This window comes from Clavibacter sp. VKM Ac-2872 (genome assembly GCF_015351105.1).
Lineage (GTDB): Bacteria > Actinomycetota > Actinomycetes > Actinomycetales > Microbacteriaceae > Clavibacter.
In genome coordinates this window covers 267,981-292,934 of sequence record NZ_JADKRR010000001.1, presented here as the reverse complement: position 1 = coordinate 292,934, position 24,954 = coordinate 267,981, and the positions used below count along the sequence as shown (strand labels likewise).

At 69.2% G+C, this 24,954-nt stretch carries 18 protein-coding genes and 1 pseudogene; 2 read left to right on the top strand and 17 right to left on the bottom strand.

Annotated features, from left to right (window positions below; all coding sequences use genetic code 11):
- Positions 1-7: 7 nt before the first annotated feature.
- The 9 genes from ITJ40_RS01380 to ITJ40_RS01340 all read right to left on the bottom strand — a co-directional run bounded on the left by ITJ40_RS01380 (position 8) and on the right by ITJ40_RS01340 (position 14,120).
- The gene (locus ITJ40_RS01380; protein ID WP_194665328.1) at positions 8-904 is read right to left on the bottom strand and encodes an oxidoreductase; all 897 of its coding nucleotides are present in this window, start codon (positions 902-904) and stop codon (positions 8-10) included.
- Positions 901-2,649, bottom strand: a complete 1,749-nt coding sequence (locus tag ITJ40_RS01375; protein ID WP_194665326.1) for an ABC transporter permease subunit — start codon at positions 2,647-2,649, stop codon at positions 901-903. Before ITJ40_RS01375 ends, ITJ40_RS01380 begins: the two co-directional genes overlap by 4 nt.
- Positions 2,646-3,500, bottom strand: a complete 855-nt coding sequence (phnC, locus tag ITJ40_RS01370) for a phosphonate ABC transporter ATP-binding protein (protein ID WP_194665324.1) — start codon at positions 3,498-3,500, stop codon at positions 2,646-2,648. Before phnC ends, ITJ40_RS01375 begins: the two co-directional genes overlap by 4 nt.
- Positions 3,501-3,521: 21 nt before the next feature.
- Positions 3,522-4,493 (bottom strand): phosphate/phosphite/phosphonate ABC transporter substrate-binding protein, encoded by a 972-nt coding sequence (locus ITJ40_RS01365; RefSeq protein ID WP_194665322.1) that lies wholly within the window; start codon positions 4,491-4,493, stop codon positions 3,522-3,524.
- A 155-nt stretch (positions 4,494-4,648) separates the two neighbouring features.
- Positions 4,649-5,455 (bottom strand): NAD(P)-dependent oxidoreductase, encoded by an 807-nt coding sequence (locus tag ITJ40_RS01360; RefSeq protein ID WP_194665320.1) that lies wholly within the window; start codon positions 5,453-5,455, stop codon positions 4,649-4,651.
- Between the two features lie 140 nt (positions 5,456-5,595).
- Positions 5,596-5,820, bottom strand: a complete 225-nt coding sequence (locus ITJ40_RS01355; protein WP_194665318.1) for a hypothetical protein — start codon at positions 5,818-5,820, stop codon at positions 5,596-5,598.
- Between the two features lie 110 nt (positions 5,821-5,930).
- The gene (locus tag ITJ40_RS01350; protein WP_194665316.1) at positions 5,931-6,623 is read right to left on the bottom strand and encodes a hypothetical protein; all 693 of its coding nucleotides are present in this window, start codon (positions 6,621-6,623) and stop codon (positions 5,931-5,933) included.
- Between the two features lie 60 nt (positions 6,624-6,683).
- The gene (locus ITJ40_RS01345; RefSeq protein WP_194665314.1) at positions 6,684-7,382 is read right to left on the bottom strand and encodes a hypothetical protein; all 699 of its coding nucleotides are present in this window, start codon (positions 7,380-7,382) and stop codon (positions 6,684-6,686) included.
- A 9-nt stretch (positions 7,383-7,391) separates the two neighbouring features.
- The gene (locus ITJ40_RS01340; RefSeq protein ID WP_194665312.1) at positions 7,392-14,120 is read right to left on the bottom strand and encodes an RHS repeat-associated core domain-containing protein; all 6,729 of its coding nucleotides are present in this window, start codon (positions 14,118-14,120) and stop codon (positions 7,392-7,394) included.
- Between the two features lie 181 nt (positions 14,121-14,301).
- Here ITJ40_RS01340 and ITJ40_RS01335 point away from each other — a divergent pair, with 181 nt between their 5' ends.
- The gene (locus tag ITJ40_RS01335) at positions 14,302-14,463 is read left to right on the top strand and encodes a hypothetical protein (RefSeq protein WP_194665310.1); all 162 of its coding nucleotides are present in this window, start codon (positions 14,302-14,304) and stop codon (positions 14,461-14,463) included.
- Positions 14,464-15,363: 900 nt separating this feature from the next.
- On the opposite strand, the gene ITJ40_RS17350 is transcribed toward ITJ40_RS01335, so the two are convergent.
- Positions 15,364-15,858: a septum formation family protein gene (locus tag ITJ40_RS17350; RefSeq protein ID WP_370532027.1), complete on the bottom strand. Its 495-nt coding sequence runs from the start codon at positions 15,856-15,858 to the stop codon at positions 15,364-15,366.
- Between the two features lie 145 nt (positions 15,859-16,003).
- On the opposite strand from ITJ40_RS17350, the pseudogene ITJ40_RS01325 reads away from it, so the two are divergent.
- Positions 16,004-16,456, top strand: a pseudogene (locus ITJ40_RS01325) (leucine zipper domain-containing protein); the annotation flags it as partial.
- A gap of 139 nt (positions 16,457-16,595) precedes the next feature.
- On the opposite strand, the gene ITJ40_RS01320 reads toward ITJ40_RS01325, so the two are convergent.
- The 7 genes from ITJ40_RS01320 to ITJ40_RS01290 form a co-directional block, all read right to left on the bottom strand.
- Entirely contained in the window at positions 16,596-17,366 is a 771-nt protein-coding gene (locus tag ITJ40_RS01320; protein ID WP_194665304.1) for an ATP-binding cassette domain-containing protein, read from the bottom strand.
- The gene (locus tag ITJ40_RS01315; RefSeq protein ID WP_370531960.1) at positions 17,363-18,472 is read right to left on the bottom strand and encodes a FecCD family ABC transporter permease; all 1,110 of its coding nucleotides are present in this window, start codon (positions 18,470-18,472) and stop codon (positions 17,363-17,365) included. The genes ITJ40_RS01320 and ITJ40_RS01315 overlap by 4 nt, the downstream gene beginning before the upstream one ends.
- A complete protein-coding gene (locus ITJ40_RS01310; protein WP_194665302.1) occupies positions 18,445-19,500 on the bottom strand; it encodes an ABC transporter substrate-binding protein in 1,056 nt (351 codons plus the stop codon). The genes ITJ40_RS01315 and ITJ40_RS01310 overlap by 28 nt, the downstream gene beginning before the upstream one ends.
- Positions 19,501-19,743: 243 nt before the next feature.
- Positions 19,744-21,792, bottom strand: coding sequence for a TIM-barrel domain-containing protein (locus ITJ40_RS01305; RefSeq protein WP_194665300.1), 2,049 nt, complete (start codon positions 21,790-21,792; stop codon positions 19,744-19,746).
- A gap of 74 nt (positions 21,793-21,866) precedes the next feature.
- A complete protein-coding gene (locus ITJ40_RS01300) occupies positions 21,867-22,697 on the bottom strand; it encodes a carbohydrate ABC transporter permease (protein WP_194665298.1) in 831 nt (276 codons plus the stop codon).
- A complete protein-coding gene (locus ITJ40_RS01295; RefSeq protein ID WP_194665296.1) occupies positions 22,694-23,653 on the bottom strand; it encodes a carbohydrate ABC transporter permease in 960 nt (319 codons plus the stop codon). Before ITJ40_RS01295 ends, ITJ40_RS01300 begins: the two co-directional genes overlap by 4 nt.
- Entirely contained in the window at positions 23,650-24,864 is a 1,215-nt protein-coding gene (locus ITJ40_RS01290) for an extracellular solute-binding protein (protein ID WP_194665294.1), read from the bottom strand. The genes ITJ40_RS01295 and ITJ40_RS01290 overlap by 4 nt, the downstream gene beginning before the upstream one ends.
- Positions 24,865-24,954 lie beyond the last annotated feature (90 nt).

Here is a 24,954-nt window from a genome sequence, read left to right as displayed (position 1 = left end):
GGCGGGCTCAGCCGGGCCCGTCGCTCGCGGCCGCCAGCAGCGGCACGAGGACGGCGCCGATCGGCGTGGGCAGGCCGTGCGCCCGGCCGCGGCGCAGGATCACGCCGTTGCGCGCCTCCCACTCGAGCGGTCGGCCCGCCTCCCGGTCGGCGAGGATCGAGGTGCCCTGGTCGGCGGGGGCCGCGGCGAAGTCGTCCACGATCCGGTCGGCCACGTCGTCGTCGAGGACGGCGCCCTCCGCGCGCGCCACCGCCAGGCACTCGCGCGCGTAGGCCCGGGCGAGCCCCGCCACGTCGTCCCGACGGAACACGCCCGCGCGCCGGCCGGTGGCGGCCATGATCCCCGCCACCGCGTTCTGCACGAGCTTCCGCCAGGCGACCGTGGTGAAGTCGGCCGCCAGCTCGACCCGGCACCGGCCGCCGGCGAGCGCGTCGACGGCGACACGGGAGGCCGGCACGTCCGGCAGCGTGAGGCGCGGGGTCCCGCGGAGCAGCACGGATCCGTCGGGCAGCGCCTCCGCGGGGAACCACACCACCGCGGGCACGACGGGGCAGCCCGGCACGTGCGGCGCGACGTCCTCGACCTGCTCGACCCCGTTCTGCAGCACGACGACCACCGTGCCCGCGTGGCACAGGGCCCGGAGCCACGGCGCCGCCGCCTCGATCTGCGTGGCCTTCACCGCGAGGAGCACGAGGTCGACGGGCGCGGTGACGCCGGCCGGATCCGTGCGCACGGGTCCCGGGACCACGATCGTCGTCCCGTCCCCCGTGCGCAGCTCGAGCCGCGCGCGCGGGGTGCGACCGCAGAGGAGCAGCGGCACGCCCGCCTCGTGCAGCGCCGCGGCGACGGACGTGCCGATCGCGCCCGGGCCGACGACGGCGACGGCCGGCCGGTCCGCCGTCACCGGTAGACGCGCCGCAGCCAGGCGGCGAGCCCCTCCACGGCCAGCACGCTCACGAACACCATCGCGACGAGCGTCGTGACCTGCCCGTGCAGGGTCAGCACCGACGACGCGTTCGTCAGGTGGAACCCGATCCCGCTGCCGCCGACGATCCCGAGGATCGTGGCCGCCCGGATGTTCGTGTCCACGAGGTAGAGCGAGTTCCCGACGAGCGACGGCAGGCCCTGCGGCCACGTCGCCGCGAGGAAGCGCTGCCCGCGCGTCGCGCCGACGGCGGTGAGCGCGCGCTCGGGGCCCGCGCCCACCTCCTCGAAGGAGTCCGCGATGAGCTTGCCGAGGAGCCCGACCCCGCCGAACGCGAGCGCGACCACGCCCGCCTGGTTGCCGAGGCCCGTGATCATGATGAGGAGGATCGCGAGCACCAGCTCGGGCACCCCGCGGAAGAGGACGAGCACGACGCGCGAGGCGTTCCGCACGGCGGGGGTCGGCGCGACGTTGCGGGCGGCCAGGGATCCGACGACCAGCGCGAGCACGACCGACAGCAGCGCCGCGGCGAACGCCACCTGGATCGTCACCAGCAGCGCCTCGGCGAACTCGCCGAACGTGTGCGACCCGGTGCTCGGCGGCCAGAAGCTCTGGAAGGTCGGCCCGACGTACTCCCACGTGATCTGGCTGAGGTCGATGTCCGCCATGAGGTAGCCGCCCACGACGACGATCACCGCGAGCGCCGACCACGCGACGGTCCGCACCCGGTCGGGCGTCCACGGGCGCCGCTGCATCGACTCGACGGTGACCGCGCGCGCCGGCGCGGCTATCCCCGATCCCGCGGCGTCGGCGCGGTCCCGCGTGAGGCGCCGCACGATCCGGTCGCCCAGGCCGCGCCCGGCCGGCCGCACCCCGAGCGCGCTGCGGCGGATGGACGACGACACGACCTCCAGCAGCACGCACAGCGCGAAGATGACGATCGCGATGCCGATCCCGCGGCCGTAGCCCTCCGGGAACTGCCCGAACGCGACCTTCATCGCGTAGCCGAGCCCGCCCACGCCGGCGTAGCCGAGGATCGCGGAGCCACGGAGGTTGATGTCGAAGCGGTGCAGCACCGTGGCGATCCACGACGGCAGCACCTGCGGGAAGACGCCCGCCCAGAACTCCTGCGCGCGCGTGCCGCCCGTGGTGCGGATCGCGCGCTGCGGCCCCTCGTCGACCTGCTCGATGGCGTCGGCGAAGAGCTTCGAGATCATGCCGATCGAGTGGATCCCGATGGCGAGGATGCCGGGCAGCGGGCTCCCCAGCGCGAACGCCAGCGCGAACGCGAGGGCGAGCACCACGTCGGGCACCGCGCGCGTCACCACCCCGATCGTGCGGCCGACGGCGCGCAGCCACGGCGCGGGCGTGGTGTTCCTGGCCGACGCGTAGGCGACCGGGACCGAGACGAGCGCGGCGGCGAGCGTGCCGAGCACGACGATCCCGAGCGTCAGCCCGACGAGGTACGCGAGGTCGGCGGGAGCCGGGAAGCTGATCGGGTCCATGCGCGAGAACACCTTCGCGGCGTTCCCGACGCTCCGGAGGACGTTCGACCAGGTGAAGTCGAGCGTCGTCAGCGCGTGGATCGCGAAGACGACCATCGCGAGGACCACGACCAGCGCGAGCGCCTTCTGCGGGTCGGGCCGCCGGCGCGGGGCGCGCCCCTCGACGTCCGGGAGGACGCCGGCCGGGGCCGGGCCCGGGCGCTCGGCGACCGCGGTCACCGGGTGCCGTCCGCGCGCACGTCCGCGTGCTCGTCGAACGGCAGCACGTCGCCGAGCTCGGTCGCGATGGCGGCGAGCGCGGAGGTCGTGGACGCCACGCGCCCGTAGATCTCCATCACCTGCGCCTTGCCGATGCCGCGCGTCGGGGTGTCGAGCACGACCTCGCCGTGCCGGAGCCCGACGATGCGGTCGCCCCAGCCGAGCGCGAGGTCCACCTGGTGCAGGCTGCAGACCACGGTGAGGCCGTCGTCGGCGGCGATCTCGCGGATGAGGCGCATCACCTGCTCGCTGGACTCGGGGTCGAGGCTCGCGACGGGCTCGTCGGCGAGCAGGATCTCGGGCCGCTGCATGAGCGCGCGCGCGATGGCGACGCGCTGCTGCTGGCCGCCGGACAGCCGGTCGGCCCGCTCGTAGGCCTTCTCGAGCAGCCCGACGCGGTCGAGGTGGCCGAGCGCCTCGGTGCGCGCGGCGCGGGGGTACGTCCAGATGCCGAGGCGCGGCCCGCGGAGGCGGCCGAGCGCGCCGGTGAGCACGTTCTCGAGCACGGTCAGCGAGGGCACGAGCTCGAACTGCTGGAAGATCATCGCGACCCGGCCGCGCAGGGCGCGGAGGTCCTGCTGGCCGAGGGATGCGACGTCCTGGTCGAAGACGCGGACGCTGCCCGAGGTCGGCAGCTCGAGGCCGTCCAGGTGCCGGAGGAGGGTCGACTTGCCCGACCCGGACAGGCCGAGGAGCACGACGACCTCCCCGCGCTCGACGGTCAGGTCGACGTCGCGGAGCGCCCGCGTGCTGCCGAAGTCCTTGGTGACCCCGGAGACGGAGACGAGCGGGGAGGTCGTCGTGCCGGTCATGGTCGGATCAGTCCGTCCGCGTCACTTCGCGCACTTGGCGGCGGCGATGGAGTCGCAGAGGTCCGCGATGCCCTTGTAGTAGGTCGTGTCCTCCGGCTGGGCGCCGAAGTAGCCCTTCGTGAAGCCGTCGGTCAGCGGGACGCCGGAGGCCGTGATCGCGTCGAGCGACGCGCCCTGGAGCGTCGTGGTGAGCTTCGCCTTGACGTCCGCCGGCAGCGCCGAGGAGATGGAGAGCGGCCCGCCGGGCACGTACTCCTTGCCGAGGACGGTGAGCTTGCCGGCCGCCGCCTCGGGCTCGACGATCGAGTCCTCGGCGAATCCGACGTCGCACTGGCCGGACGCGACCGCCTGCGCCGACTTGTCGTGCGCGCCCGCGAAGTAGGGCGTGAAGTCCGCGAACTGCGGGTTGCCGTTGGCGTCGGACCCCGTGCTCGTGACGTCGAGGCCGGCCTTCTGCAGCTGGTAGAGGCCGAAGAGGAAGCCCGAGGTGGAGTTCGGGTCGACGAAGCAGACCGTCTTGCCCTTGGCACCCGCGAGGTCGGTGATCGAGGAGCCCTTCGGCACGATCGCCTCGGAGTAGTAGCCGGGGTCCGTGACGTCCTTCGAGGTGAGCATCGCGGCGACGGGCTCGATCTCGGCGCCCTTGTTCGAGGCCATGACGTACTGCAGGGCGCCCGAGCTCATCAGGTCGATCTTGCCGGCGACGGCCGCCGCGATGAGCGCGGTGTAGTCGGCCGTGGGGTAGTACTCGACCTTGAGGCCGGTCTCCTTGGCGATGTAGTCCTCGAGCGGCTTGTTGTTCGAGTCGGAGCCGGCCTGGTCGGGCGTCGCGCCGAAGACGAGGGTGCCCTCGGACTTGGCCCAGGTGCCGGAGGTGTCGGAGGATGCGGCCGACGCGTCGGAGCCGCCGGCCGAGCAGCCGGTGAGCGCGAGGGCGGCGACGAGCGCGGAGGCCGCGAGGGCTCCGATGCGGGTGCGGGGGGACAGGGACATGGACGTGCCTCTCGAGTCGGGACCCGCGGGCGGAGATGGGGGACGCCACGGGTCGGAGCCGACTCTAGGAACACGCGAGCGAAGCGGCGTGCCGCCCAGATGGCGCATCCGTGAACGTGTCCGGAAGAGCAGACATCTCGTTCGGGAGCGCGCCGTCAGCCCATGTCGGAGCCCAGCTCCACCTCCGTGAAGATCGACCCGATGCGCACGCCCGCGGGCGGCGACGTGTCCGCGCCGAGCTCCGGGAAGCGGTGCGCGAAGACCTCGGCGTCGTCCTCCGGGTGGTAGCCGATCGCCTCCCCCGCCGCGAGCGACACCCAGCGGCGGGTGTTCCGGGAGACGCCCCAGACGATCCGGTGACCGGGCTCGTCCCACCGCAGCACGGCCTCCACGAGGCGCACCGCGTCGGCCGCGGAGAACCAGGTGGAGATGCTGCGGGCGGCGGACGGCTCGGGCTCGGCGGTCATGATCCGCACGCTCACCACGACGTGCCCGTGCCGGTCGGCGTACAGGCTGCCGAGGCCCTCGAGCAGCACCTTGCTGAGGCCGTAGAAGGTGTCGGGGCGGGGCGCGGGCACGTCGTCGCGCGCCGCCTCGGTCGCGAGCAGGAAGCCGACGGCGTGGATGGAGCTGGCCGCGAGGATCCGCGGCACCCCCGCCCGCACGACCGCCTCGTGCACGGCGTGCGCGCCGTCGTTGTTCACGGCCTGGATCGCCTCCCACGGCCGCTCGGCCGCGTGCGCCGCGAGGTGCACCACGAGGTCGGATCCGCGGAACGCCGCCGTGCACGCGTCGACGTCGGTCGTGTCGACGATGGCCGAGGTCTCCCCCGGCTCGAGCGGCGTCGGCGGCGCGACCACGTCGAGCAGCCGCAGCTCGTGCCCGGCGGCGAGGAGCAGGGGGCGGATGCTCGTGGCGATGCGCCCGGATCCTCCCGTGATCGTGATCGTGATCGTGGCCATGCGGACTCCCTCGTCGTCGTCGCGCCGACCTGCGTCGGCAGCCCTCCCATCCTGGCGCGGGGTAGGCCCGGCGAGGAGGGGCGGCCTCGCTTCTCGCCGCCGGCCACCATCTCCGTGATGAAGGACCGCTGGAGGAAGAGCTACGCCACGAGCACCTGCACCACGGCGATGAGCGAGGCCGCCGCCCCGAGGTCACTGCCCTGCTGCGTCAGCGGCGGCGAGGTCGAGGCACGCGAGCACGGCTGGCAGGAGGCGACCCGCGCGGCCGGGGTGCCCCGCTCGCCCGCGAGCCGTCCACGCGCGAGGGCGGCTACCGCATCGCGCTCCGGCTCTTCGACGGATCCGAACTTCCCATGGCGCACCACGCGTCATCGTCAACGCCGACGCTCGTGGACGGCCGGTCATGCGCATGCGCGGCGCCGGCCGAGGAGGCAGCTGCACCCTCGCCCATTGCGACGCCCGCGCCCGCCCCCGCCTAGCGCTCGTCGCTGTCGGTGTCGGCGATGCCGTCGGCTCGGAGTCGGGCGATCGCTGCGAGTTGGGCGTCGAAGTACTTCGACTTGGGGTAGGCGCAGAGCAGGGCGTCTTCGTAGCCGCGCTCCATGAGTCTCGCGATGGCGATGTCGAAGGTGGTCTGCTTGCCACGGAGCCAGGAGATGTCGCGGCCGATGACGTCCTCGAGTCGGACGATGGCGTGGAGCTCGGGGTTGAGGATCATCCTCGATGCTCGGTAGCCGCGGACTTCGAAGTCGCCGCGGGCTCGTGAGATGTCGATGGAGTAGTGCGGGCTGGTGCGGTCGTGTTCCAGCACAGCGGCTCGATGGATGTGGCTGAGTTCGCCGCCGATCGACAGCGATGGTCCGAGGATGGTGGAGCCGCAATCGCCGGTGAAGGTGACCCGGTCGTAGGTGCATCCGGTGAAGAACATCGAGGAGTCGTCCTTGCGGAGTCCGCGCACCGCGACGTCGGTGATGATGCTCGCCTTCGCAGGGCTCCATTCCAGTTTGACGTCCGTGAAGGTCAGCCGTTCCAGTCTCGGGCGGAGGGCGAGGTCGGCGGATCGTCGTGTGCGGCATTGCCGGAACGTGGTCCGCGCCCACTCCCGGTCGCTGATCACAGTGCCGGGTTCGAGCCAGATGTCCTGGATGACCGTCCGTGGAGAGGGCATGACTCGCAGTCATCTAACGAAGACGTACCGCAAGAGCGGGCGCGTCCCAGCGGTCGGCACTCATGCGCGGGTGGTGGGTGCGACCGTGTCGGCTATGCCCTCCGCGCGAAGACGAGCGATCGCCGCCAGCTGCGCATTAAAGAACTTCGATTTCCTGTAGGCGCACAGTAGCGCATCCTCGTAGCCACGCTTCTTCATGTCCGAGATGGTGATGTCGAAAGTAGTTTGCAGGCCTTGTAGCCAACTCAGATCCCGCCCAATGGCATCCTCAAGGCGGACAATGGCATGCAGCTCTGGATTGAGAATCATCCGAGATGCTCGGTAGCCGCGGAACCAGAATGCTCCGCTCGCACGGGAGATGTCGATAGAATAAGCCGAGCTGGCGCGATCATGTGCGAGAACCGCCTGCCGGTAGACCTCATTCAAATCACCACCAATCAACAGCGACGGGTCGAACACGGTCGAACCGCAGTCCCCGGTGAAGACCACCCGATCATACGTGCAACCCGTGAAGAACTTGGAAGAGTCGTCTTTTCGGATTCCATGCACCGTCACGTCGCTGATGACGCTGGCATTCGCAGGGCTCCACTCAAGCTTGACGTCAGTGAGCTCTAGGTGCTCGAGCTTTGGGCGGAGAGCAAGATCCGCCGAATTTCGCGCTCGACATTGCCGGAATGTCGTTCGTGTCCACTCCCGGTCGCGGATGACCGTACCAGGTTCCAGAGTGACGTTCTTTATGACAGATCGAGGGGTGCCCATGCTTCGATCCTACCCACCAAAGAGTTGCGTCAGGTACTGTGCGAACTGATGCATGGAGTACGTCGCGATTCGGCTCTCATCCACCTCAGGCCGAGCCAAGTGCCGTGCGAGAGTACTTGGGGTATCCGTCGTCATCTCGTACCCCAGCCCGTCAGGCTTGCCGACGAAGTCCACAGGTGAGTTCCCGCCAACGTGCTCGAAATGCGTATTCACATCGTCATCTCTTTGCACTATCCGTTCTAGCGCTTTGCCGATGTTGGGCCTTGCCAGGAATGGCCGCGTCGCCTCCGCCGCCTGCTCATCGGGGGAGATGAGATCACGAAGTGCGTCGGTGTCGTTGCTGAGCCGGTCAGCCTCCCGAGTCACAACGCGTTGCAGGATCTGCGATAGCGTCTCGCAGCCGACGGAGGTGAAGACCTGCCCCGGCTCGCAGCCCCCATTGTCTGCCGCGCTGGTACTCCCACTCGTTGCTGGTGCCTGGGACTGTGCCTGACTGGCGTTCTGGACGACGGTGGTGTTCTGTCGCGCGACGGGAAGGACCGCCGTGGTGAGGCTGGGAATCGTGGCCGCGGGAGAGCAGGACGTGAGCCCGCTGCTCCCGATCCCCGCGCAGCTCCCGTATACAGCTGCCCCTACGGGGACGACGCCGGTGCGCACCCAGGCAGGGGTACCCATCTCGAGATTCGCTTCGAAGGCGTTGAGCTGCGCCACAGTCTGATTGAGTGCATCCAGCGACTTCTCGAACTGCGACATGGACGCATCGAAACTGGCAAATATCGCCGTCAACCCCGACAGATCGATGTTGATGTTGATGGGGCCGATCTTGGGGATGTTGAGCGGGCCGATCTTGGGGATGCTGAGCGGGCCGATTCGCGGAAAGCTGCCTGAGTGAACAGCTGAATTCGATGCCGATCGCCAGGAGTCCATATAAGAGTTCGGAACGTTCCCGTGCGTACCCACCGCATGCCCTTGCCCACTATCCGACTGCGCGCCGTAGAGGCACTCTTCTGTCGTGGCGCAACGAAGACCCACGCCCAGCAGAAGCCCGCCCACGGCGACACCAAGCACACCGCCGACCACCGTACCGAGGCCCGGTTCGCCGAAAGATCCTATCTCCGCGCCTTCGACTGCTCCCGCGCAGACGATCGCGACAGGGCCGACGCAGCTTCCCTTGGGGTCCGCATTCGTCGTCGGGTTTCCCGAGCCATAGCTGTAACGCGACTGCTGGTTCAACGGCAGCGCACCGCGGTCGCGGGACAGGAATGAGCCCGATACAGCGTCGTACCACCGGGATCCCATATGCGTCAGCCCGTCGGAGGTGACTTGGGACTGGAATCCGAGGGTACTGGCCATGCTGCCGCCACTCGCGATGCGGGCACCGAAGGGGTCGTAGTCGGTGCTCCCGGTCAGGGACGCTCCAGCGAGCTCCGCGGTCAGGTCCCCGTGGGCGTTCTGAACCACCTGGGCGCCGTCAACCCGAGTGAGCGTTCCGTCCGCCGAGCGCTGCAACTTGGTCGAGCCGGTTGTGGCGGGCTCCGAGTTCAGTCCGGCGTACGTGAGACCTTGATCACCGCTCTTCGTCAGGCGACCCACGGCATCGTAGGAATAGGAGTTCACGCCGTCACCGCTCAGCTGACCGAAGGGGTCGTAGCTGTAGGTTGTCGTCGCAGGGCCGTCACTCACCGAAGCCAGGGATCCGGCGGTGGAGTAGTTGTATGTGCGGCTGCCCGCCGTGAGGAGCTCGCCCTGCTGGTTGTAGGTTCGCTTCTCTGCGCCGACCTGTGTCGCCCGATTCGCTCCATCCCACGTGATCTGCTCCTGTGTCTTCCCGGGAGCGGTCCACGAGCTCAGCTGCTCGTCGGCGTTGTAGGTGTACCCGGTCGTTCCGCTTCCGGCTGCGGTGCTGGGGCTGATCACGGTGGAGGTGAGATTGCCATTCGCGTCCCACGTATTGACCTGCCCGTACAAGTTCGCTCCGGATGCGTCTTTGACGGTGTCCGCCAGGACATCACCGACCGCATCGTGGCTGATGGTGCGTTGCGTGGAGCCGCCCGAGGTGATCGTGCGCACACGGCCGGCATCGTCGTAGACGTAGCTCAGCTTCTCGCTGACTCCGTCCGTTGCCAGGGCCTTCAGCCGCCCGGCCGGGGTGTAGGTGCTGGTGGATCTTCCGGCGGCATCAGTGCGCGAGGTCTCCTTGCCATCAGCGTCGTATTCGAAGGTCGCGTTGCCGTCTGGGCCGTTCGCTGACGTGATGGCGTCGGAGTCGTCGTAGGTGAGGGTCTCGAGTCCGCCGCTGGTGCTGAACGTGATCATCCGGTTCGCGGCGTCGTATCCGAAGGTTCGGGTCGCTGTCGACCCGGCCGCGGTGGCCGTCTGTCCGGTGACGTTTCCGGCCGTGTCGAACGTGTTCGTCACCTTCGAGCCGTCAGGTGCGGTGGCGCTCGTCCGGTGCCCGACCGCGTCATAGGAGTAGGTGCGGGTTCGAAGGGCTGCGTCTTGCTGGCTAGCCGTTGCAGGCGCTGTCAGCGTCGCGAGATCGCCAGCCGGCGTGTACGTCGCCGTCGTGCTCGCGCCAGTCGGATCCGTGTAGCCGGTCTGCCTCCCTGTCAGGTCGTATGTCGCGGTGGCTGCTGCTTGGCCAGGGGCGGTGATGCTCGTGACATGGCCAGCGGCGTCGACTCCCAGGGCAGTGACATTGCCACGGGGGTCGGTTGCAGATGTCTGGTTGCCCGCTGCGTCGTATCGCAACGCCTCCGAGCGCACGACCTTGCCGTCGGCTCCTGACACGGACGATGCGGTGGCTCTTCCACGTGGGTCGTAGCTCACGGTCTGGGTCGTGCCGACGCCATCGGTGGTGGTCGTCCTATCACCCAACAGGTCGTAGCCGTAACGCGTCGTCACCTTGTCCGGGTCTGAGACGGATACCAGTTGACCGAACGCGTCGTTGAGCTCGGTAGTGGTGCCACCGCCCGGGGTCGTGGTCGTGCGACCGTAGCCGGAGTCGATGTAGTCGAAGCTCGTGGTGCGATCGTCCGTCCCGAATGGAACCCGTAGGTGCAGGGTGCTGCTGGTCAAGCGGCGCAACCCGTCATAGGTGGCGGTGGTGTTCGCGCCCGAAGGGGTCGTGCTGCTGGTGACGTTGCCGGCCGCATCGTAGGAGCTGGTGGATACGCGGCTCGCGCCGCCAGCGCTCGACGCTGGCGAGGTCGTGCGCACCCGGTTCCCCGTCGAGTCGTAATCGAAATTCGTCGTCGCTCCGTTGGCATCGGTCACGGAGAGGACGTCACCAGCGGCATCGTATGTCGCGTTCGTGGTGGCCGATTTGCCGCCCTTCGAGTGCGACGGATCGGCTTCGGTCACGATGTTGCCGTTCTTGTCGAACGTCACCGTCGTGACCGCGCCCGTCGCGTCTCGGATGGTGTTCTGCCGCCCGAATTCGTCATAACCGAGAGTCGTCACCGCGGTCCCGGCAGAAGTCGGGGGTGCGGTCCGTGTGGTCGGCAGGTCGTCGGCGGCGTACCCGAACTTGGTCGTGTGCGCCGGGTCGCCCGCCGCAGAGCCGTCGGGGTCGGTGACGCTCATGAGGCGTCCTGCAGGGTCGTGCTGGTACCACGTCGTGGTCGCGTCCTTGCTCGACGCGCTGGTCCGTATCGTGTCGCTGGCCATGGCGCCGGCGGGATCGTACGTGAGCTGCTCAGTGCGGAGTGCCGTCCCGTCCGCGGCGAGATCACTCGCGCTCAGCTGGACCCCGAGTGCGTCGTAGGTGTACCTCGTATCCCGCGTGACCGCGTCGGCTCCGCGTGGTTGAGAGGTGTCCTTGATCTCCGTCGGCTCTTGGAACTGGTCGTAGGTGACCGTCACCACGTGCTTGGCATCGTTCGTGGACGCCTGCGTGATCTGGCCGTAGGCGTCATATGCGTACGCGGCGACGGAGAGATCCTCACGAGTGCCGTCACCGGCAGGAACGCCCTTCGCAGTGATCGTGGCGACTAGGGCGTCCGTACGGTACGTGTAGACGTAGGTCTGGCCACTCGCGTCGGTGCGGGTCGCCAGTTGACCGGAGGGCGCATACGTGTCGGTCTCGAGGGTGCGGGAACTCGTTCCACCGCTGGTGGGCGTCCGGTAATCCACCGAGCTGGTGAGCCGATTGCCTGCTTCGTCGTACGTGTACCGGGTGGTGCTCCCGCGAGCGTCGGTGTCGGTGCTGAGGTTGCCTGAGGCGTCATAGGTGAACGCATGGACCTTGTCGCCGCTGGGTTCGGCTTCTGTGAGCTGACGACCGAATGTGTCGTACGTGTAACTGTGGGTCAGGGCGTCCTTCGATGCTGCGGAATCGGTGCTGGTCAGGACATTGCCGTTGTCGTCGTAGGTGTAGAGCCGCGTCACCTGGCGCTGGGCACCCGAGATGCTGTCCATGGATGAGGAGCCTGTGCTGGACGCTAGTCGCCCATCGGAGCCATAGCTGTAGGCAGTGCCCTGATATGCGCCGCTCCCGTGCGGCATGGTCAAGGTCGTCCTGGTGAGATCACCGAGCGAGTCGTAGGCGAATGCACGTGTCAGACCGCGCACGTCCACCTCCGTTGCCAGCTGTCCGTACTTGTCGTACCCGAACGACTCGGTGGTGCCCGCAGCATTCGTGGTGCTGCTGACGAGCCCGGCGGGCACGGATCCGCCGCCGACAGCGCTCTCAGCACCGCTGGTATAGGCGTATGTCGTGGAGCGCCGCGTAGCCCCGCCCGGGCCGTTGAGGATGGCGAGGACGCGTCCAGCCGAGTCGTACTGATACGACTGAGCGACAGTGTCGACGCTGTAGTCACCGCGTACAGAAGCGGTAGCCAGCTTTCCTGCACCATCACCCGACTTCACGTAGGTGTATTTCTGTGTACCAAGCGCGTCGGAGTGCTGGATCAGATGTCCCGCTACGTCGTATTCGGCCCTGAGGAACGTGGAGTCGGAATCCATGGCCGTCATGCGGCCCGCGATGTCGTACGTCCAGTTCGTCGCGGCTCCAAGGCGAGTACGAAGGCCTACAGGCTCACCGTATATGTTCGTGGTGTATGTCTCGACCGCCCCGCTCTGCTTCGTGACGACGATCGTGTCGCCTCTTGCCCCGGGGCTCGCGGAGAACTGGGTCGTCCCCGATGCGTCGGTTATGCCCGTGGTGGCACCGTCGGTGTAGCTGATCTGCGTCTGCGGGTTGCCGGCACTGTCCTTCGTCGCCATCAGGAGGGGCGTGCTGTCGGCGGTATAGCCATAGCTGTGACAGCCTCCATGCGTTCCCGAACGGCACACTCTCGTGAGAGCGGTACCCGAGTAGGTATAGGTCCAAGATGCTGCAGGGGCGGTGATGGTCGGAACGGCCACGGGTGGTGCTGTGATCGGCGTGGCACTGGTGTATGCGGTCGCTATCTGCGATCCGCTCCAAACGAACCCGATCGAGCGACCCGATGTGCGATCAGTCAAGGCGAAGACCTGACCGGATGAGCGCAAGACATCGGTGATCAGTCCTTGCCCGTTGGTCATCGAGGTCAGCGTGTTCGAGGTGAAGGAGTACGAGTTACCCCCGGCGTCCGCGAGCACGAAATTGCCATTCGAACCCGTCAAGGCCATCCCGGCGTTCCGAGAGTCGACGCTGTAGCTGCCGTCGGGGTTCAATCCGAACGCGACTTCGTGTCCGTCGCCCATCCGGACGGTCTCGCCGATGCTGTTGTCGCCTATCGACATGTCCAGCACGCTCGACCAGCCGACCCCGAAGGATGACGCGTTGGGGTTGGTGGAACTGTATGTCCTGCTCAGTGCGAGGTTGCCGCCGGCCGACGATGCATTCGCGTCAGTCGACGTGGTGCTGTAGTGGCGGTCGCCGAGGTCGACGCCCGCAACCGCGGTAGCGATAGACGATGAACCGTAGTACGTCCCGGTCGGGAGCGGCACTATTTCGCCGAAGGACCAGTTCTGATTTCCAGGCGAATAGTAGTAAAGGTTGTTCCTGACATCGAGCGACCACACGTAGTTTGCTGACCTGTACAGGGCTCCGGTGGGGATGGTGAACGAACCGTCACTCAGCCAGCCCGAATCTGCGACTTGAGTCCCCTTCAAGCAAGACGTCGCGGATTGGCATGCGTAAACCTTGAAGTTGTACTGGTAGGAATCAGCCGTTGCCATGGTCGTGCGCCCTGAGAGAGTGGGCGTGAGTGAAGTCGTCGTCGATCCGTTGGCCGGACTGCTGAGTTGCGACCAGGCGTCGTCTAGTCCAGGAGTCTGCAGAGTGGCCCCCGTTGCCATGGCATACGTCACGCTACCTGATGAGAAGAAGAACTCATTCGACTTCTCTTTGATGCCGACTGTCCATGCATACGTGGTGTCTTGCGCCAGATTTCCGCTGGGAACCTGCCAGCTTGTAGCGTCGATCCACCCGGAGTCGACAGCCGTCCCGCTCTCACAGCTGAATCCGTACTGGTTGATCTTGTAGGCGGGGCAGATCAGAAACCGATATTGCGGCTCCTTGAAATCATCTATGCCGGACGCCGAGGCGGTGAGGACCGGTGTGGTTCCGACGTTGACGGCCCCATCGCCGGGCGAGGCCGGGACCGCTTCCGAATTGGTCGGGACCATGTTGGCCTGAGCCGACTCCATCACCGTCTTCGATGAACCCTCCGCGTTCACCACCATCGGGGCGTCGGCTATCGCCATGCGCCCATCGCGCTTCTCCGGTGCCGCCATCTTCTGCGTAGACAAGCGTCGAGTCGCGGAGTGGGCGTCTGGGGACGTGTCCGCCGCCACGGGGACGACCCCCTGCTCAGGTGCGGGCAGGTCAACATGCTGCTGCTCTTGCACAGGTGAAGGTGTGAGCTTCGGCCCATGACCTGCCGTGCGGTCCACAGCGGGAGGAGGGGGTGTCGAAGGCGAGGAGGCCAACGTGGACGCCGACGTCCCATGCATGGATGCTGCCGCCTCAGTGAGCGCGCTCGGGGTCGGGACGTTCGGCGTGATGGCGGGTGGCTCAGGCGCCGTAGCCGTTGGCGGGGTGGCGCCGTTGAGCGTGGTCGGTGTGGCACTGACCTCCGACGCGGAAAGCTGATCCCGCTCGTGAGTCGACGCGGAGGCAGGAGCGACAAGGCAGTTCGCGGACAAGGCGACGGCGGCGGCTATGGCCACGAAGTGCCCGTAGGTGTGACGGCGCATCGGGTCTCCCTCATAGGAACCTCACACGTCCTATGAGGGTGATCTGGAAGCTAACACCCGACGAGTGGTGCGGCTCGGGCTTCTCCCCACCCTGCTGACGGGACCCCTCCCGGCGCCCTAGGTCGTCGGATCACTCCTTCAGGTGGGCGAACGTCCTCCTCCTGCGAGGGCCAGTGGGCGCCGTGGCGCGGCTCAGTCGGGTCGCCCTGCGTGCTGGTGCTCGTGCGGGCGGGATGTTCAGGTCCTGGTTCAACCGAGGAACGTGTTCGCCCTCGACGTGGCGCGGGCCGAGCGCAAGCGGCGGGCGCAGGCTGGCCACGTCGAGAGAGTCGGAGTGGGTCAGCAGGTCATGTGGAGGACATCATGAGCGAGTGGGCCGATCTCCTGCGTCTTCCTCCGTCGAGGTCCATTCGTACGTCTCGGCGGGCCCACGCGAGGGATGTAGATGGCAAGCGCCTCGGGCGCGTCATGAGTGGGACGACGATCACGAGGCTTTCATTCGCACTCCCTCAGGGCCCAGCCGTCGTGACACGACCGTCTGCCCGATGAGCCGCTTCATCGCGGCCCATCAGCTCAGGACTTCATGCTGGCCTCGGCCTGACGATTCCGCGTCGCCGGCGCGGACGTCCTTCGTGCCGCGCGGAGAAGGGTCACATCCTGACGTCGAAGACCATCCGGGACATGAATCGAGTGAGCACTCCCACGGTGGAGGCGGCCGCCCTGGTCGCCAGGGTTGCAGAACACTCCACTCTGCGGAGCGACGTGATCACGACGCCGATGAGGAGTCGCCGGGCGACTAAGCCCCAGAATTCCGCATGGACTTGGTGAGCGGAGTACTTGCATGGTCGACGAGATAACAGACGGCTTCGTGGTCTCCCAGAGGCCATGCGTCGACGGAGGGATACACATACGAGTAACCCAGGTCGGAGTCGTCGAATTTACGGCCGACATAAGGCTCGAATGCATCCAGGCACTTCTGGGACGCGGAAGCCTGGAGGTGGTCGTCATCGGGTCGAGCAGTGTCGTCTCCGAGGGCTATGCGTGCATAGACCTCGTCCTCATGTCCAGAAGAGCAGTCCCGCTGCACATGGTCGGCCGAGGGCTCCGCGAGGTCGCTCGTGTCGAAGCAGTCGCCCACCTGGAGCTGACGAGCAGCGGCTTGTGTGTTGAGTACCGGAGTGCTCGGCGCGGGCGCCGGCTCCGGAGTCGGATCAGATGTGCACCCGGCGAGTCCGACGACAGCCGCTAGCAGCACTAGCCAGAGAGACGGCCCTGCAGCCCGAACTTGCATGTCCACCCATCGGATCGGAGAAGGATCGGACAGTACCACCTCGAGTGGACTCGCGGGGGGCGTGCTCCAGGGGCCACGCATCCCCGCGACGAGATGCCCCTATCCGCCGCGACTCCGTTCCGATTCTGCAGCTCGTGAAGGCGTGATGGAACTGTCTGATCCGACCATCGCCAGGAGGCCTAGACGTCCCATCGGTAGTGCTCGTCTGACTGTTCTCGGTCGACGTCAGCTCGTCGTGCGCTTCGTGCAGGATCGCCGTCCCCTCTCGCACATCTCGCGGGAGCTCGGTGTCTCGCGTCGATGCGCGCCTCGATGGGGACTTCGGACCCGGGCTGGAAGCGGAGTACGGCTGTCAGATCTGTCGTCGTGGCCCCGATCAGCCCCGAGGCGTTCGAGGCCGGAGCGGGAATGGAACGTGCTGGAGGCGAGGGGCCGGTTGCGAGCGGGTCCCGCTCGGCATGCCGCGGTGACGCAGGTCCTGTTCCGGCCGATCAGCATGATCCTGCGCCGCCATTGATCGCAGCCGTCGGCATGGTCGACCCCGGCCGCCGGGGCCGTGATCTGCGCCGTGGCACACCCCGTCGGGCACGGAGATCTCCCGGCGGCCCTTGACCAGCGACCAGGCCAGAACCGACGTCCTCGCCCCGGGATCCGGGACGACGACGCTCACCGGATCCGCTCGAGCCACGTGCTGATGCCCGCGACCCTGGAGTCAACGACGCCATGACCCGATGCAGCTAGAGCGGCGCCGCGTCGAACAGCACCCGCGAGCAGCCGGCCGCCTCGTCGTGCGACACGACCGCGCGCACCCCGTAGACGTCGGCGATGAGCTCCGGCGTGAGCACCTCGCGCGGATGCCCGCCCGCCACCACGCGCCCCTCGCGGAGCACCAGCACGCTGTCGCAGAACATCGCCGCGAGGTTGAGGTCGTGCAGGGCGATCACCGTGGTCACCGGCAGGTCGCGCACGAGCGCGAGCAGCTCCAGCTGGTGGCGGATGTCGAGGTGGTTGGTCGGCTCGTCGAGCAGCAGCTCGCGCGGCTCCTGCGCGAGGGCCCGCGCGATGTGCGCCCGCTGCCGCTCGCCCCCGGAGAGCGTGCGCCAGGCGCGGTCGGCCTTCGCCTCGAGGCCCACGTGCGCGATGGCGCGGTCGATGGCCGCCTGGTCCTCCGCCGTGTCGCCGCCGAGGAGCGTGCGGTACGGCGTGCGGCCGAGGCGCACGACGTCGCGCACCACGATGTCGACCTCGGTCTCGCCGTGCTGCGTGACGGTCGCGACGCGGCGGGCGACGTCTCGGCGCCGGATCCCCGCGAGGTCGTCGCCGTCGAGCGTGACGCGGCCGGAGTCGGGCGACGCGGCGCCCTGCAGCAGCTTGAGGAGCGACGACTTGCCCGAGCCGTTCGGCCCGAGGAGCCCGACGGTGGATCCGGGTGCCGGCTCCACCGTGACGTCGTCCACCACAATCCGCCCGCCCCGCGACCAGCGCACGTCGTGCGCACGCAGCGTCACGCGCGCCCCCGGTTGCGCATCAGCAGCAGCATGAAGACGGGCACGCCCACGAGCGCGGTGCCCACGCCCACGGGCAGCGGCGTCGGCGCGAACGCGAGGCGCGAGAACGCGTCGACCCACACCATGAACACGGCGCCGAGCACGATCGTGGCGGGCACGACGCGCGCGTGCCGCTGGCCGAAGAGCAGGCGCGCGGCGTGCGGGAGCACGAGGCCGACGAAGCCGATGGCGCCGGCGATGCTCACGAGCGTCGCGGTGAGGAGGGCGGTGACCACCAGGAGGATCGTGCGGGTGCGGCCCACGTGGATCCCGAGCGACGACGCCACCTCCTCCCCGAACGCGAAGGCGTCGAGTGAGCGGGCGTAGGCGAGGCAGACGACCGCGCCGACCGCCACCACGGCGACGCTGAGGCCGACCTCGTCCCAGCGCATGCCCTCGAGCGATCCGAGGAGCCAGAACGTGATGCCGCGCGTCTCGTCGGAGTCGGCGAACGCGAACACCACCAGCGAGGTGAGCGCGGAGAAGAGCTGGGTGCTGGCGACGCCCGCGAGGATCACGCCCGCCGTGCCCGCCGAGGAGAACCGGGCGAGCAGCAGCACGAACCCGAAGGCCACGAGCGCCCCGATGAAGGCGCCGCCCGACATGCCGATCGCGCCGCCGCCGAGGCCGAGCACCCCGATGAGCACCGCGCCCGTGGAGGCACCGGAGGAGACGCCGAGCACGAACGGATCCGCGAGCGGGTTCCGCAGGAGCGACTGGAGCACGACGCCGCAGAGGCCGAGGCCCGCGCCGCAGGCCGCCGCGACGAGCGCGCGCGGCAGGCGCTCCTGCCAGACGATGGCGTCCTCGGAGACGCGCACCGGGATGCTCGCGAGCCCGGCGTGGTTGAGCAGGATGTCGCGCACGTTCACGAGCGACACGTCGGCCGGGCCGAGGGTCACGGCGACGCCCACCGAGAGCGCGAGCGCGACGATCCCGATCACCACCAGCAGCACGACGCGGAGGGGGTGCGGCAGGGCGCGTACCCGCGCGGCGGCCTCCGCGAACGGCGCCCGCGGGGACCGCGAGGTCGCGGCGCTCAGAGCTTCGCCCCGCGCGCGTCCCACCAGGCGCGGATCTTCTCGAGCCCGTCCACGAAGCGGATCGACGGGTTCAGCTCGGCGCCGTGCAGCGCCACCGTGCGGCCCTCCTTCACGGCCGTGAGGTCGCGCGTCAGCGGGTCGCTCGTGAGGAAGTCGATCTTGTCCTGCAGCCGGTCGCCCGGGAACCGGTCGCGCTGCAGGTCGCCGAGCACGAGGATGTCCGGGTCGCGGTCGACCACGGTCTCCCACCCGGTCGCGATGAAGTCGTCGCGCACCTCGGGGAAGGAGTCCGTGGCGCCGATCTGGCGCGACAGGAGCGACGTGGCGCCGAATCCGCCGCCCATGTACGGCGTCTTCGTGTCGGCGAACCAGTACATGATCTTCGCCCCGCCGAGGTCCATGCCGTCGGTCGCCGCGGCCGCGCGCTGCTGGAGGGAGGAGACGAGCGCCTCGCCGCGGTCCGCGACGTCGAAGACCTCGGCCATCTCGCGGATCTCCTGGTACAGCGCGTCGACCGTGAGCGCGGTCGTGCGCTGGCCGCCGCCGTTGATGCTGATGTCGGAGTCGCAGTCGGTCGGCGACAGGTAGGAGGGGATCCCCGTCTCGGCGAGCCGGTCGCGCGTGACGACGCCGCCCGTGCCGTAGTGGCGGCCGAAGGAGGCGGTGACGAAGTCGGGATCGGCGTCCAGGAGCACCTCGTAGGTGGGCGCGTTGTCGGCGAGGCGCGGCACCTTCGCGTTCGCGTCGGCGAGCGAGTCGAGAACGGGATCCGTCCACGACGCCGTGCCGACCATGCGGTCCTCGAGGCCGAGCGACAGGAGGATCTCGGTGGAGTCCTGGTCGAGCGACACCACCCGCTGCGGCGCCTGGTCGATCGTCACGTCGTGGCCGCAGTTCGCCAGCGTCAGCGGGTAGGTCGTCGACCCCTGCCCGGTCTCGGCGACGGATGCGGCCGGCACCTCCTCGGAGGCGCCGCAGCCGGTGAGGGCGACGAGCACGAGGCCCGTCACGGCGGTGGCGGTGAGGCGGGCGAGGGCGCGAGCGCGGGGCATGGGTCTCCTGGGGTCGAGGCCGGCGGCGACCCGGCGGGGAGCTCGGGCCGCGGGTAAGCATAGCCTTACCTCACTGCCTGCCTCGACCCCTGTCCACGGTCATGCGCTCCTCCTGGTCTGCGGGGCGATCCGGGCGACGGCTCGCACCGGCGGGCGCTCGCGGGCGACCGCCCGGCGAGCACCGGCACCCTATCCGGCCCCGTCGACCGGCGGAAGGCCGTCGCCACCCGGGAGGGCCGCCCCTCAGGCGACCGCGTCGCCGTCGGGCAGCCGCACGTCCACCGCCGCGCCCTCCCGCACGAACACGGGGATCACGTGCAGCGGCGCGTCAGCGACCACCCGCTGACCACCCGCGTGGCGGGCGCCGGTCGACGCCTCGATCCATGACGCGCCCGCCGGCAGGTGCACGCTCCGCGAGCGCGCGCCCGCCTCGAGCACGGGCGCGACGAGCACGTCGGCGCCGAGCATGTACTGGTCGCCGAGCGACCAGCTCGGGGCGTCATCCGGGAAGACGTGGAACATGCCGCGCATCACCGGCTGGCCGTCCTCGTGGGCCTCGCGCATCACGGCGCGGAGGTACGGCCGCATCCGCTCGCGCAAGTGCACGTACCCGGCGAGGATCCCGTAGACCTCCTCGCCGAAGCTCCAGAGCTCGTTGCCGGATCCGCTCGGCGCGCGGCGGGACCCGTCGGCCGCGCGCACCTCGACGCTCGGACCGCGATCGCCGTGCAGCCGCATCACCGGCGAGAACGCGCCGAACTGGAACCAGCGCACGAGCAGCTCGTGGAACGCCGGGTCGTCGGTGCGGGCGCCCGCGAACCCGCCGATGTCGGTCGTGAACCAGGGGATGCCGGCGACGCCCATGTGGATCCCCGCGGTCACCTGCCGCGCGAGCGCCTCGAACGTGGAGTGGATGTCGCCCGACCACACGAGCGCGCCGTACCGCTGGCTGCCCGCCCACGCCGCGCGCACCAGGTCGACGCCCGGCTCCTGGCCCGCTTCGATCCGCCCCTCGTGCATCGCGCGCGAGAACATCTGCGGGTACACGTTGCCGACGCGCACGTTGGGGCCCGCGTGGTACCGGTAGTTGTCGTAGTCGTAGACGCCGTACTCGGGCTCCGCCTCGTCGAGCCAGAACAGCCGGATCCCGTGCGCGCCGTAGCCGCGCTGCGCCGTCTCCCAGAGGTACCGGCGCGCGTCGGGGTTGGTCACGTCGACGAAGGCGCTCGGCCCCTCGAACTGCATCTGCACGTCGATCCCCCGCTCGCTGCGCACGAGGAGGTTCTCCTTCTTCATGCGCGCGTAGTTCTCGGACTCGAGCGACACCTGCGGCCAGATGGAGACCATCAGCTCGATGCCCATGCCGCGCAGCTCCTCGACCATCGCGGTCGGATCCGGCCAGAACTCCTCCTCGAAGCGGAGGTCGCCCATCTTCGGCCAGTGGAAGAAGTCGGCGACGATGACGTCCATCGGCAGCCCGCGCCGGGTGTGCTCGCGCGCCACCTCGAGCAGCTGCTCCTGGTTCCAGTAGCGCAGCCGGCACTGCCAGAAGCCGAGGCCGTGCTCGGGCATCATGGGCGCGGATCCGGTCGCCCGGGCGTACGCGCGGCTGATGTCGGCCGGGGTGTCGCCCGCGGTGATCCAGTAGTCGAGCTGCTCGCTCGTCTCCGCCGTCCACTCGATGCGGTTCGCCGCGAAGGTCGCGCGGCCGATCGCCGGGTCGTGCCAGAGGAACCCGTAGCCGCGGCTCGACATCACGAACGGCACGCTCGCCTGCGAGTTGCGGTGCGCGAGCTCGAACGTGGATCCGGCGAGGTCGAGGATGTCCTGCTGGTACAGCCCCATGCCGTACAGCCGCTCGCCAGGGCCGGTCGCGAACGACGCCGTGATGCGGAAGTCGCCGCCGAGGTGCGGCCGCTGCTCGCGCGCCCGGAGGTGCAGGGCGCCGCCCGTGCCGATCTCCTCGAGCAGCACCTCGCCGCGCCGGTCGAGGAACGTCACGTGGCAGCGGTTCTCCTCGTAGCCGGTCTGGTAGCCGTAGGAGGACTCGGAGACGAGCACGGCCGTGATGCCGCCGTTCGTGATCCGGGCCGTCGCGCCGTCGACCTCGACGCGCGCGTCGGCCTCCGGCTGCGGCAGCAGCGCCCAGTCGGCGTCCGCCACGGGCGCCATGATCCGGGAGCGCACGCGGAGGCTGTCGGGCCCCCACGGCTCCACCACGAGGGTCTCCCCGTCGCCCCGCCAGACGAGGCGCGTCCCGTCGGTCGTGAAGTGCTGGTCGTCGTCGATCATGCGTGCTCGTCCTCGGTGTCGTGGTGCGTCGTGTCGTGTCGTCGTGCCCGGGTGCGGCGCCGGGTGCGCCCCGCTCAGTCCTTCACGGCCCCGGCGGTGACGCCCGCGGCGACGAACCGCTGCGCGACGACGAGCAGGACGGCGGCGGGGATGGACGCGATGACGGCGGTCGCCATGATCCCGTTCCAGTTCGTCGTCGTGGACCCGATGTAGCGGTACAGCCCGAGCGTGAACGGCACGATGCTGTTGCCCGAGGTGAGCGAGTTCGCGTTGAGGAAGTCCGCCCAGGCGAACAGGAAGGAGAACAGCGCGGCCGTGACGATGGCGTTCCGGCTGAGCGGCACGACGATCGAGACGAACGCGCGCCAGCTCGAGGCGCCGTCGATGCGCGCGGCCTCGAGCAGCTCGTCGGGGATCCCGAGCATGAAGGCGCGCAGCACGATGACCGCGAACGGGACGGACGCCGTGGCGTCGGCGAGGATCAGGCCGGGGTACGTGTTGAGCAGCCCGAGCGCGTTGTAGATCGCGAACAGGGCGGTCACGAGCACGATGCCCGGGATCATCTGCGCGAGCAGGAACACGAACATCACCGCGCCCGTGCCGCGCACCCGGAACTTCGCCATCGCGTAGGCCGCGGGGAGCGAGATGAGGAGGGTGAGGATCACGCAGCCGATCGAGATGACGAGGCTCGTCACCAGGTTCGGCAGCTGCGTCGAGATGGCCTGCGCGTACCCGTCGAGCGTGGGATCGGCGGGGAACAGGCTCGGCGTGCTCGAGATGAGGTCCTGGGGCTTCGTCAGCGAGACGTTGAGCATCCAGTAGAGGGGGAACAGCAGGACCGCGCAGATGGCGAGGCCGATCACGGCGTTCGTCCACCGACGGACCGGGGTGTCGACGGTGTTCACGACTGCGCCTCCTTGCGCTGGGCCCGGACGTAGATGAGGCCGAAGACGAGGGCGACGACCACGAGGATCTCCCCGGCCGCGGCGCCGACGCCGAAGTCGAGGTCGGTGAACGACTTCTCGTAGGCCCACGTGCTCAGGGTGTGGGAGCTGTTGGCGGGGCCGCCCTTGGTGAGGATCCAGATCACGTCGAAGACCTTGATCGTGTAGACGAGGCCGAGCAGCAGCGTCACCGCGGTGACGGGGCGCAGCAGCGGCCAGGTGATGCTCCGGAAGGTGCGCCAACGGCCGGCGCCGTCGAGCGCCGCGGCCTCGTAGAGGTTCTCCGGGATGCCCTGCAGGCCGCCGTAGAGCAGGATCATGTTGAACGGGATCCCGAGCCAGATGTTGGCGATGATGACCGACCACAGCGACACCGACGGGTCGCTCAGCCAGCCGATCGGCGTGCCGAGCACCGAGTTGATGATGCCGAACTGCTGGTCGAACATCCACCGCCAGGCCGTCGCCGAGACGATGAGCGGCAGCAGCCACGGCAGCAGGATGAGCGACCGGAACGTCGTCGAGAGCGGGAACCGGCGCGTGAAGAACACCGCGAGCGCGAGGCCGATGGCGAACTGCCCGGCGAGCGAGACCACCGTGAAGACGACCGTGTGCCACGCGATCGTGGCGAACAGGCTGTCGCTGAGGATCGTCACGTAGTTCTGGAAGCCCACGTAGGGCGCCTCGCCCGTCACGAACGCGCGCGGCCCGTACTCCTGCAGGCTCAGCAGGAAGCCGCGGATGATCGGGTAGACGAAGAAGATCGCGAGGAACGCGACGACCGGCGCCATGAACCCGATCGCGGCGACGACGCTCACCGTCCGGTACGGCCGGCGGCGCGGGGGCCGCCCCTCGGCCGGGCCCGCCGGCCCCGCGCCCCTGCTGGGGGCGAGGGGCCGGTCGATCACGCGGCCGCTCACTTCTTCAGCGTCGCCGCGGCGTCGTCGAGCGCGGCCTGCGGCGTCTTGCTGCCGGTGAGCGCCTCCTGGATGGCCTGGTACAGCGCCTTCGAGGTGTCCGGGTAGGCGATGCCGAGGTCGGCGGTGCGGCCCTGGGCGACCTTCACGGCGTCGACCCACGGCACGAGCTCCGGGTCCGCGGACGCCTGCGCGGCGGCCGCGTCGGCGTACGGGGAGATGTACGACTGGCCCGCGGTCCAGTCGGCCAGGTTGGCGGGGTCGATCATGCACTGCGCGAACCTCGCCGCGGCGTCCTGCTTCGCCTTGTCGCTCACGACCACCTCGACGAACTCGCCGCCGAGGGGGCTGGGGGCGGCGCCGCCGTCCTCCGCGGGGAGCGGCACGACGCCGTAGTCGATGCCCGCCTGGTCGAGGGCGGAGAGCTGCCACGTGCCGTTGACCATCATCGCGAGCTTCCCGGCGAGGAACTGGTCGCGGATGTCCTGCTGGTTCGCGTTGACGTTGGCGCTCGACGCCTGCCCGTCCTTGACCATGTCGGTCCAGAGGGTGAGCGCGCGCACGGCGGCGGGCGAGGAGATGTCGGACAGGTCGGCGCCGGCTCCCCAGAAGAAGGGCAGGAACTGGAACGTGCCCTCCTCGGTGCCGATCGCGGAGAAGCCGAGGCCCTGCACGTCGCCCTGCGTGGTCTTCGCGGCGGCGTCCTGGAGGCTCGCCCAGTCGGTGGGCGGCTGGACCCCGGCGGCCGCCAGCTTGGCCTTGTCGTAGAACAGCGCGAGGGTGTTCGCGCCGATGGAGGATCCGTAGGTCTTCCCGTCCAGCTGACCGGCGGCGAGCACGTTGGGCAGCACCTTCGAGGTGTCGAGGCCCGACTCGTCGTTCGAGACGAGGAGCCCGGTGTCGGCGAAGCGGGCGATGGCCGGGTTGTCGAGCACGATGAGGTTCGGCGTGGTCTTCGACGACGCGGCCTGCAGGAACTTGGTCTCGTTGTCGGGGTTCTGCGTGCGGTCGATGGTGATGCCGGTGCTGGTCTCGCAGCCGCTGATGAGCTTCCCGTACGGCGACGACGCGTCGTACTGGGTGAAGCTGTCCCAGAGGGTGAGCGAGTTCGGATCCGACGAGCCGCCTCCCCCCGTGGAGCAGCCGGTGAGGGCCAGGCCTGCGGTGACGACGACGGTGGCCGCCAGGGCGGCGCGGGTGCGCGTGTTGATCACGGTATTCCTCTCTGAATACGTACCTGCGCGCCGGGAGCCGTCTCCGTCCACGGCGGCGATGCCGGGAGGAGCGGCCCGTCACGGCGGCTT